At 49.7% G+C, this 8,732-nt stretch carries 9 protein-coding genes; 4 read left to right on the plus strand and 5 right to left on the minus strand.

Translation table 11 applies throughout. The annotated features are described in order from the left end of the window. Positions 1-444: 444 nt before the first annotated feature. The 3 genes from GX441_06425 to GX441_06435 form a co-directional block, all read right to left on the minus strand. Entirely contained in the window at positions 445-1,047 is a 603-nt protein-coding gene (locus tag GX441_06425; GenBank protein ID NLI98279.1) for a hypothetical protein, read from the minus strand. Between the two features lie 116 nt (positions 1,048-1,163). Continuing rightward, a complete protein-coding gene (locus GX441_06430) occupies positions 1,164-1,757 on the minus strand; it encodes a metallophosphoesterase (protein NLI98280.1) in 594 nt (197 codons plus the stop codon). A gap of 26 nt (positions 1,758-1,783) precedes the next feature. After that, on the minus strand, positions 1,784-3,271 hold the full coding sequence (locus GX441_06435) for a hypothetical protein (protein ID NLI98281.1): 1,488 nt from the start codon (positions 3,269-3,271) through the stop codon (positions 1,784-1,786). A gap of 525 nt (positions 3,272-3,796) precedes the next feature. On the opposite strand from GX441_06435, the gene aspS reads away from it, so the two are divergent. The 3 genes from aspS to GX441_06450 all read left to right on the plus strand — a co-directional run bounded on the left by aspS (position 3,797) and on the right by GX441_06450 (position 7,102). Further along, positions 3,797-5,521 carry an aspartate--tRNA ligase gene (aspS, locus tag GX441_06440; GenBank protein ID NLI98282.1) on the plus strand — a complete coding sequence of 575 codons (1,725 nt, stop codon included), beginning with the start codon at positions 3,797-3,799 and terminating at the stop codon, positions 5,519-5,521. Then, positions 5,518-6,534 (plus strand): M23 family metallopeptidase, encoded by a 1,017-nt coding sequence (locus GX441_06445; protein ID NLI98283.1) that lies wholly within the window; start codon positions 5,518-5,520, stop codon positions 6,532-6,534. Before aspS ends, GX441_06445 begins: the two co-directional genes overlap by 4 nt. A gap of 175 nt (positions 6,535-6,709) precedes the next feature. Continuing rightward, a complete protein-coding gene (locus GX441_06450; protein ID NLI98284.1) occupies positions 6,710-7,102 on the plus strand; it encodes a DUF523 domain-containing protein in 393 nt (130 codons plus the stop codon). Between the two features lie 126 nt (positions 7,103-7,228). Here the strand turns inward: GX441_06450 and GX441_06455 are convergent, their stop codons facing one another. Together GX441_06455 and rpmA are read right to left on the minus strand one after the other, a co-directional pair. Then, complete coding sequence (locus tag GX441_06455) at positions 7,229-7,888, minus strand: MBL fold metallo-hydrolase (protein NLI98285.1); 660 nt, start codon at positions 7,886-7,888, stop codon at positions 7,229-7,231. Positions 7,889-7,905: 17 nt separating this feature from the next. Further along, positions 7,906-8,163: a 50S ribosomal protein L27 gene (gene rpmA, locus GX441_06460; GenBank protein NLI98286.1), complete on the minus strand. Its 258-nt coding sequence runs from the start codon at positions 8,161-8,163 to the stop codon at positions 7,906-7,908. A 440-nt stretch (positions 8,164-8,603) separates the two neighbouring features. Here rpmA and GX441_06465 point away from each other — a divergent pair. Continuing rightward, positions 8,604-8,732: transposase (locus GX441_06465; protein ID NLI98287.1), on the plus strand; the 129-nt coding region annotated here is incomplete at its 3' end.

Raw genomic sequence — 8,732 nt, forward strand, 5'->3', positions numbered from 1 at the left:
CCTTCTTCCTGCACTGCAGGCCTTAAATCAAGATTCGGCTCCCATCCTTCTAGGTTATAATCCGCGAAAGAATCATTTGCTATCTCTTGATCCGTTACTGCACAATCCCCTACGTGAAGATCGGGTATTACGTAAAACGAGTAAGTAACGGGTTTTGTCCGGTCGCCAACATGATGAATAATTAAGCCAACCTCATCACTTTCGTGTTCGAGGCCTTCCTCAAGGCCGTACACCGTCCAATCACCTTCCCAATAAGTCCGCAAAGGCGATTCGACGATTAATCATGTATCCTCAGGTGATGCAGATTCCGCCGCCCATAATAAGGCGACAGAAAATGAAAAAACCATTGTAAGTTTTATTAGCCTTGTCATTGTTTCTCCTTTCTTTTATACTTTTCCTCTCAACGTTTGATACCCTCTCGCAAGAACTACCTCTTTTCTTTACCTATTTAAGTTTATACCCTACTCCGATTGCAGCTAAAGGTTCTTCTTGATAGCTCGTAAAATGCACACCACCGAAGACGCTCCAATTAGAGGTAGGGTGAACGGTCAAAAACACATCAATGCCGTCAAACATTATTATTGATTCTATGGATGCCCTTGCTCCCAGTGTAATAAATTCTCTTTGCCCGATTCCTAAAAGCAATGTCGGAGCTATCGTAGGGTAAGTATAGTGTGTTAGTTCTATTCGAAGAGCCGGAGTTATAAATTTGAGCGGCAATGCGCCCTGTACCCCTATCGCTACATTTCCCGCAGCGCCGAAACCTGAAGAATCAAAAGGCACTTCTTTTCCGTAGCATAGACCGGCACGTCCGTTAAGACCTAAGTACTCGTTAAAACCGTATCTTGCCTCACAATCAACTCTTCCACCGACACAATACGAAGGCGGATCACCGGGTTGAAGAAAGCTCGTTGCCGCCAGTCCTGCATCCATGTGGAAGCCCTTTTCAATCCTTGCCGTCCCGTAAAACGGCGAAACGCAGCCCGTAACACCAAGAATGATACACAAGGACAAGAGCGCGAGGGCTATCTTTTTTCCGTACTTCATATACTCCTCCTTCCGGAGTTGAATCGTTATCTTCAATTTATTTGATGGTCGCTCCATCAGCCCCAAGCGAAACATCCTGCTTTGCACAAATAATACATTTTTTTTTTTTTCGTTTGTCAAGCATTAGGCCACAAATCGTGATTGCCAGGCAGTGGTATCCACGGAAGGTGAAGTCTGTAAAGCCCTTTAGCAGCATGTTGCAGCTCCGCTTTTTCAGCCGTATTCGAAAGATCACCGCCGATAATCGCAAAAACTGCTTCGCCGTTCTCTACTCCAGAGCCCAGGTTTGCATCATAGTAAGTATTTATCAGATTGGTCGCGGCAATTAAGTGATTCCATGGATACGATCCCGGACCGTTAACGTCAACGCCGTCTGATGTGTCAGGGGCATAACCTGGCTCGTCGTAATCATCTTTTCCAATTATGCCTCCGATGTGAATATCATTCATGAAGAAAAATGTATAGGCAAGATGATTATTGCCTGTTTTATTTACTTCGTGAATCCGAAACAGACAACCCGTTCCTGGATCAGGGTCTGAAATATGGATCCTATCGCCTCTCCAGAGTGTACAGCAGTTCGGGTCTTCCGTATTGCCGAGAGAGTCTTCAGGCGGAATCCCGTCTGCGGCAAAACATATTCCTGCTATCAGTAACGAGAAGAAAAATATCATTCTCTTCCCTTTTCGTCTATTGTCTACAGCTTGTTTCATTGGTCCCTCTTTATGTTTATGAGTTTTTAGAAGTTTGCCCTCAGCAAAGTGACCTCCATTCTTGTTCCAGTTCTGTTGCTACGCGAAGTTTCGATTTCGTTTAAGGAGTTTTGCATTGCGTACTCAGTCCACGAAGGCCGATATTCCAAACCTTCATCTATTTGTTCAATCCTTGGAATACTCAGATTGTACCCCAGAACGGCTCCAATTGCAGGGAGCGTGGAACCTGCAAGAATACTCACTGCCAGCCACGGATTATCATCACCGCCATATGGGTTGCCGTCTGGACCGTAAAGCCATGGAATTCCACCTAAGATAAGAGTCGTCTGCGTTATCGCAAAGCTCAGGATATCGCCCGCAATAGCGCCCAGTGCGGCATATCGCCAGTCGCCGCCTGGCTGTAGACGATTGCACAAGATGATGCCGCCTGCAGCTGATCCCAGAGGCACCCCAAGATAACTCCATGCCGAAATGGATATACTGCGACTACTGGAATAGTTACCTGTTATGCCATACTCTAATACGTTCAAGACCGGACCCTTTCCATTTCCTCCCCAGGCAAGAGACGCAAGGCTGGCAAGAGGGCCGACTACAAATCCAAGGCCCCATGCGCCTGCGCCCTCTATTAGCCATGCCGGGATTCCGATGCCTGTAAGACAGCAGCCTTTAGGTCGCTTTAAGACTTGAGCAAGAGAATCCTTCCGTATAGGTTTCAGCCTGAGATCGGGAAGGTTTTCGAGATCTCCTTGTTTCCTTGAATCATATCCAAGATTCAAACCAAGGCTGAATCCCCATCTTGGAAGACCGTTGGTGCCTGTCCAGGAAGAGCCCTGCGGAATGCTGTCAGGGGTCTGAGGTACGATTCCTGCGCGAAGTTTCAAGTTCGTTGAAAGCACAAAATTGCCGAACGTTGCTAAAGGTAAGTCCATGCCTATATGACCCTGGATGCCGCTTCCGTGAGTGAAGATCGAAAAGGTGTCAATATCTAGACTGTCGTTAGTGAGTATCGCCTCGCCGTGAAGTCGGTTCCACACCTCCTCAACGCCAAGGTAGATATCTGCCTTTCCACCCTTCAGCCTGAACGCATGTCCAAACTCGCCACCGACGCTTGCTTCCTCACCTATCCACTTTGTATGTCCTGATGAGACGCTGAACCAGGACGTATCAGTGAATCTTATGTTTGGTTCGCCATTGCGAATGAAGTCCTGGCCGTACGAACCAATGGCTCTAAGTTCCCAGCCTCCAAAAGCCTCGATACCTGCCTTTGCAGAAAGGCCGTGGGACAAATAGTATGCGCCGTATGGATTCGAAAGGGCGTCAACGGATGAAAAGTGCCAGTAATCTTGACCCTTGGTTAAAAACCCAGGCTCGTAACCAAGAGATGCCATAAAACGGACTTGGTTTCGAATACCTGAATTGGAATTATCATCTTGATTTGAAAAGTCGGAAGCCAAGACAAATGATATAACAGACGAGAATATTATTGCTGTCTTGATTATGATCTTTTTTAACATCTTCTCTCCTTGCCTATTTTCAAAGAAACGTTCTACTGAGTATTTTGATGGTCGCTCCATCAGCCCCAAGCGAAACATCCTGTTTTGCACAAATAATACATTTTTTTTTTTCGTTTGTCAAGCGTTAGTCAGTGTAGAATTACCCTGTAGTGGTTTGCTTCGGTCGCTCACGGCTCTTACATAAAAACTTCCGCCCATGCGCCTCCCAGGCGCTAGCTTAAATTCTGTGGAAATCTGCCGAACGCCTGCGCTTCCAGCGCACGTTCGGTCAATGCGCCCCTGGCGCTAAGTCGCCAATGACTCCCCAAAATGAAAGCAACGGTCATTGCGAGACGGCTCCGAGCCGGCGAAGCAATCGTATTGATCGTTGAGACACGTATTCAAAAAGGGAAATCCCCCCTCTCCTCTTCATAAAGGGCGGCGTCATCGAAGAAAAGCAACATATTCTATCGAGATTTAGGGGTGGGGAAGGGATATGTGGTACGGGCGGGTTGACGCATGGAAAATTTGTCATACAATACTAAAATGGAAAGAATCTACTGTAGCGAACTGAGTCTTGAGATGGTCGACGAGGAGGTCAGGTTGTGCGGCTGGGTGCACCGGCTGCGCGACCTTGGCGGCATAACGTTCATGCAGTTCAGGGACCGCTCAGGCCTCGTACAGGTCATTGCCGACCCCAAAAAGGTCAGGCAAGCTTCGGACATTCACGCAGAGGACGTAGTTGAGATTCGCGGAACCGTCCGCTCAAGACCGCCCGAACAGGTAGATTCGCGTCTCGGCTCAGGCCATGTGGAGGTTGAGGCCGATTCAATCAAGATTCTTAACCGGGCGCGCGACCTGCCCTTCAGCGTAGAACGCGAGGAGCTTCTGCCTGCGGAGGAGATGAGGCTTCGCTACAGGTACCTTGACCTGAGAAGACCCTCCATGACCGCAAACATCGGCCTCAGGCACAAGATGATGCAGATAGGCCGCAACTATCTCTCCTCTAGAGGCTTCTGGGAGATTGAAACACCCATTCTGGCCAAGTCGACGCCCGAGGGCGCAAGGGACTTTCTCGTTCCCTCAAGGACGATGAAGGGAACGTTCTACGCGCTTCCTCAGTCGCCGCAGCTTTACAAGCAAATACTCATGGTTTCGGGTATGGACCGCTACTTCCAGTTCGCCAGGTGTCTGAGGGACGAGGACTTACGCGCAGACCGCCAGCCCGAACACACCCAGGTCGATATCGAGTGCTCGTTTGCGGAGGAAAAGGATATCCAGACTCTAGTCGAGGGGCTCTTCCACCTCTGGATTAAGGAGATAAAGGGTGAGTTCCTCGAAACCCCCTTTCCAAGGATGAGCTATGCCGAGTGCATGGAGCGTTTCGGGTCCGATAAACCGGATTTGAGAAATCCAATCCAGCTATTGACGGTAACCGACCGGTTCCGCGGTTCCGAGTTCCGGATATTCGCAAGCATAGTCGAGCAGGCAGGGACGGTGCGTGCGATAAGGCTCAAGGAAGCGGCAAACTGGTCGAGAAAGGATGTAGACTCCCTTGCCGAAGAGGTTAAGCCCTTCGGATTTCCGGGCGTTGCCTGGGTGCGCAAAACGGGTGCAGAGCTTTCGGGAACGCTCTCCAAGTTCATGAATACGAATGAGTTAGCAGAAGGGGAACTCTATCTTGCACTTGCGGGAACCGATTTAAGGGTTTTAAACCAGGCGATGTCGAGGCTGAGGGATGTCTGCGGGCGTATTGCCGGAGTCGTGGATGAATCGAAATACGCTTTCTTGTGGGTAACGGACTTCCCAATGTTCGAGATGGACCCGATTACAGGTCAGATAGCCCCCGCTCACCATATCTTCACCTCGCCTCAGGTGACCGATCTGCAGCTTCTGGATTCCGAACCATTGAAGGTCAAAGGCAGGCTCTTTGACCTTGTTCTGAACGGAACCGAACTCGGCTCAGGATCCGTTCGCTGCCACTCCCGCGAGCTTCAGGAAAAACTTCTCAAAATCGCAGGCATCGAACCGAGGTATTTCGACTTCTTCCTGGCGGCTCTTGAATCGGGTGCGCCGCCGCATGCAGGGATCGGGATGGGATTCGACCGCATAGTGGCTATTTTTGCAGGTTTAGAAAGCATAAGAGAAGTAATAGCCTTTCCGAAAACGACCTCCGGCCAGGGACTAATGGAGGGTCAGCCCGCCAGTGTCGCCTGCTTCCAGCTCGATGAGCTGGGTCTGAAATTCGTTAAAAAGGAGGAACAAGGATGATAAAAAGCGACCATACCTTTGTCATCATCCCGGAGGGCACAAAAGAACCCCGGCGGATCTTCCTCTCAAAAAGATTCTTAAACATCATTCTTTACATCACGCTTTTCCTCCTGGGCGCGGGCTGTGTCAGGCTCGTTATATACGCGAAGGAGCTCATAGAATTGCGCAGGGTGGCAGGACCTATCCTTCAGGAAAACAAGGACCTTCACCAGCGAAACAAAGCCCTTATCGCCCAGCGCAACGCAATAAAGTACTCGAAGGACAGCCTTCTTAATGAGATTGAGACCGAGCGCGTCGCTCACGCCAAAAGGCTTTCCGAAGTAACCGACGAACTCGAAAGGCTTGAGAATTTCGTTACCGACCTCAAGATACTTGCCGGATACAAGCTCAACAAATCCGATGCTGAAAAACTCAAGGGCCACGACATCGGTCAGAACGACAAGAACGCCGGAGAGGGAGGACCCCTTATATCGCCAGAGTCGTACATGGAAGGAATTGCCTCGAATCCTCAGGACAGTCTCAAGCTTTCCATAGACAACGACGCCCAGGTTCTTGCCGATCGCTTGCGCGACAAGCGCGACGCACTGAAGGATTTAAGGAACTTCCTGGAACGCAAAGCGACTCTTCTTGAGGGCAGACCTGTAGGCTGGCCGGTTGTCGGGGTTGTAACATCGGAGTTCGGACCCCGCAACGGAGAGTTTCATCCGGGATTCGACATAGCCAACGTTATAGGTACCCCAGTGTTCGCAACCGGAGACGGCGTAGTAACCTTCAAGGGATACGTAGGTTCCTACGGAAACATGATAGAGGTAGATCACGGAAAAGGATTCACCACCCTTTACGCCCACCTTTCCCGCTACGAGATTGCGACAGGAGACAGGGTGGAGCGCGGAGACGTTATCGGCTATATCGGCAACACTGGACGAACAACCGGTCCTCACCTGCACTACGAGGTTCACGTCAACGGCGTCCCGGTCAACCCGCGTCCCTACATAGAAAAGACGCCCGAGTAGGAGAGCTTTCTTCAGGAAAGGATAACTTGAAACCGGTCGTCGAATCTATCAGGCGGATATTTATGTCAGAATCAGAAATGCGTAAAAGAACTCTCCGGAATAATGTAAGTTATTCGCCAGCATCTGAATATGATTTCCCAGATAGATGTAAGCCGCTTCTAAAGGCAGGACAGCCATGATTCTCGTTTCCGCATGCCTGCTCGGCGCAAGAACAAGGTACGATGCAGGCAAGCTCAGCGTTCCCGATACGCTAAAAAAGCTCATCGAAAGCGGCGAATGCATTGTTCCCGTATGTCCGGAGCAGCTTGGCGGCCTGGCTACACCCAGGTGCAGGAGCGCCGTTCACTGGAAAGGCGATTGTCCTACAGTCATTAACGAGATGGGCAGGGACGTAACAGAGGAGTTCCTTAAGGGCGCTGCAGAGGCTTTGAGGATAGCGGAAACCCTTGGCATACGCAGGGCGATATTCAAATCCCGTTCCCCATCATGCGGGAAGGATGGGGTCGCCGCACGACTCCTCAACGAGCAGGGGATTGAAGTCGATATAATCGACGCGGAGAAAGAATAGCTTTCCTTGGCTGGCCGAAGCCTACACTCTATCCGTAAATTCGATAATTATACAGGCTTTCAAGTGTAATCAGGGATTGCGCCAGAGTCCTTCCCCTTATGCGCACAGCAAATTTTGGCGTTTTGTCTATTTTTCGTGCTTGAGAACCCTTATTTCGGTCTCCGAGGGCAGGGTATCAGCCGTAACCTCGGTGAAAGCAGAATCCAGGGTTTTCACGTTTGTCTTTCCTTTTAGAAACTCATCCACTCCTGCAACCGGGAAATCTAAAACGTCGGTCTTGTAGTGCATTGGAATAACTACGCGCGGCTTGATTTGATTCACAACCTGTGCGGCTTCCTTTGCGTCTATCGTATAGTATCCTCCGACAGGGATGAGGAGCACGTCGATACGACCGATCTCCTTTATTTGTGATTCGCTAAGAACGTGGCCAAGGTCGCCCATGTGGCAGATTCTCAAACCTTCCGCTTCAATAACGAAGATTATATTCCTGCCTCGTTTTGAACCGCTTGCTTCGTCGTGAAAGGTATCAATGCCGCAAATCCTGAAGCCCGCTTCTTCGGTCACTTTGCTCTCTCGAACCACTCTCCCTATAGGTTTTGGAAGGGATGAAACGCCGTCGTGATCAGGGTGCGAGTGGCTTACGGTGATTACGTCGGCCGTTGCCTCGATTGGGCCGTAGCGCAATGTGCCCGCATAAGAGCCTGAATTGTACGGGTCGGTCAAAAGCTTCCGTCCGTTCGAAGTCTCAAGTAAAAAAGCGGAGTGTCCAAGCCAGCGTATCTTCATGGAGCCCTCCTTTGCGGTTATTCCGCGGGAACTACAAGAACGCGTTTTTTGGTCTTTGAGACGTGCTCGAACTTGACAACGCCGTCTGCAAGGGCAAAGAGCGTATCGTCGGACGCGCGGCCTACGTTGCGGCCCGGCATTATCTTAGTTCCGCGCTGGCGGATGATAATCTCGCCTGTTTTTACGGTCTGTGAGGCGTAGCGCTTTACGCCGAGTCTTCTTCCGGCGCTGTCGCGGTTGTTCTTTGCAACACCGCCGCCTTTTTTATGAGCCATAAAATTCCTCCTAAAAACAATTCATTGCTCAGGGTAACTGGGTATTTTATTCACGAATCCCCTAAAGTCAAACAGGCGCATTGCCTCACGAGAAATCCACCTGAACGCGACTGCGGTTATCATGTAATTTGATGCAACTTTTTTTGGCTTGCGGCAGTTTTGTTATGAAGCCCAGGCAATCCAAGATACTATCGGTGGTATAAAAAGAGCAACTTTCAGTCACAATAATTGACAAGGTTTGGAGTTTTGATATAATTTTTTTGTTAGAAAAAGATAAAGGGCTTCTGAGAGGGAAAATAGTAAGATGTTAGGAGAAAGAGATATGGAAAAAAGAGATGGAGAGAGAATCTTCTCTAGAGAATGTGTTATACTGCGCCCCTCAGAGACTGGACACGAGGGTAGTTTAGAGGTAGACTCAAGCGTCTAGCCAAGGAGCGAAGATGAAGCGCAGTAATTGGACGACGGAGGAGAAGCTGGCGGTGGTACTTGAAGGATTGAACGGCAGGAAGTCGGTGACGGAGATATGCCGGGAACATCAGATATCGCAGACACTATATTACCGGTGGCGC

Source organism: bacterium, from assembly GCA_012517375.1.
Lineage (GTDB): Bacteria > Hydrothermota > Tepidihabitantia > B3-TA06 > B3-TA06 > JAAYVC01.